At 63.2% G+C, this 1,228-nt stretch carries 2 protein-coding genes; both read right to left on the bottom strand.

The window, feature by feature from the left end:
* Positions 1–259: 259 nt before the first annotated feature.
* Positions 260–724, bottom strand: coding sequence for a copper chaperone PCu(A)C (locus tag B9A19_RS21845; RefSeq protein WP_084093239.1), 465 nt, complete (start codon positions 722–724; stop codon positions 260–262).
* 8 nt (positions 725–732) lie between these two features.
* The gene (locus tag B9A19_RS21840) at positions 733–1,113 is read right to left on the bottom strand and encodes a hypothetical protein (protein WP_139799073.1); all 381 of its coding nucleotides are present in this window, start codon (positions 1,111–1,113) and stop codon (positions 733–735) included.
* Between the last annotated feature and the right edge of the window lie 115 nt (positions 1,114–1,228).

Genomic DNA, 1,228 nt, shown 5'->3' with positions numbered 1-1,228 from the left:
AACCGGCAGCGCCCACATGCGGCCAATGGGGGCTTGCCACCGGCAGTACGAGAACAGCAACTCAAATCACTGTCCAGGATTTGTTGACCACTACAAACCACTAACGAGCAAAGCGAGGCTCCCTCGCGGCGGCGAGGGCGGGGGAATGGAATCAAACAGGGTTGAGCCGCAGTTTCACCCACCTAAACGGGCAGTAACCCGGCTTGGCCGGGTACTTGATGCCGGTTCATTCACAGCCCCGCCCAGGATGAGGACAGGCTCAATGCTTCAGGTCATCCGGCTTGGCATCGAGTGCTTCCACCTTCACGCTGACCTTGACCTCGCCGGCACGCTTGAACACCAGCGTGAGCGGAAACTTGTCGCCCTGCTTCAGCGGCGCCTTCAGCCCCATCAGCATGATGTGATAACCACCGGGCTTGAGCTGCAGCTCACCCTGCGCCGGGATGTCTGCACCGGCCACCGCGCCCATCTTCATCACGCCGTTGTCGAGCTTCATCTGGTGCAGGCCGACCTCGGCCGCCACATCAGCCTTGGCCCCCACGAGCTGGTCAGCGTCACCGGTGCTCTTCACGCTCAGGAATACGCCGCCGTTCTGCGCGCCCGGCGCCGTGGCGCGTGCCCACGGGTGGCTGATCAGCAGGCTGCCGGCTTCGTACTGATGCGCCCAAGCGCCGGCTGCGGCCACCAGCAATGCGCCAGCAGCAAAAATGGATCGAAAAGTCATGAATTCACTCACAGAAAGAAGGATGCAGAAAAGGGTTGCCCAACGATCCATCCGCGCTGCGGCGGCCCGCGTGCGCGCTGCCATACCGGCCCGGCCTCGACCGGAGCGGTGGCCACTGCGGCCACCTGCACGCCATGCAGCGGCAACGCCGGCACGGCCAGCGCCATGGCTGGCAGGCCCGGCTGCACCTGCAGGCCGCAGCAATCATGCTGTCCTGCGTGCAGCGGCGCATCATTCTGCTGCTTCTGACTGCTGCACAGTGCGTTGAACGCAGGCCCGGCCGCAAGGGCATGCAACGCACCCGGCAACCAGAGTGCCAGCGACAGCAGCAACAGGGCGAGACGGGCATAACGCAGCACGTAGGCAGCCAGTAAGTGAACTGCCCTCATTCTACACAGCCGGGCCGGCAATGCGGGCTGGATGAAAAAACCGGGCGCAAGGCCTAATGCCAGTCAGTTAAGCGCTAGCCGCTGGTATTGAGTTAAAAAGAGGACGTGATTCACG

It is taken from the genome of Andreprevotia lacus DSM 23236, assembly GCF_900176275.1.
GTDB classification, from domain to species: Bacteria; Pseudomonadota; Gammaproteobacteria; order Burkholderiales; family Chitinibacteraceae; genus Andreprevotia; species Andreprevotia lacus.
Note: the sequence above shows the minus strand (reverse complement) of the source record. Positions and strands in the feature narration are given on the sequence as shown.

Excerpts from the sequence above, each read along its gene's own strand:
- B9A19_RS21845 (WP_084093239.1), bottom strand. The coding sequence starts at position 724 with ATGACTTTTCGATCCATTTTTGCTGCTGGCGCATTGCTGGTGGCCGCA.
- B9A19_RS21840 (WP_139799073.1), bottom strand. The coding sequence starts at position 1,113 with ATGAGGGCAGTTCACTTACTGGCTGCCTACGTGCTGCGTTATGCCCGT.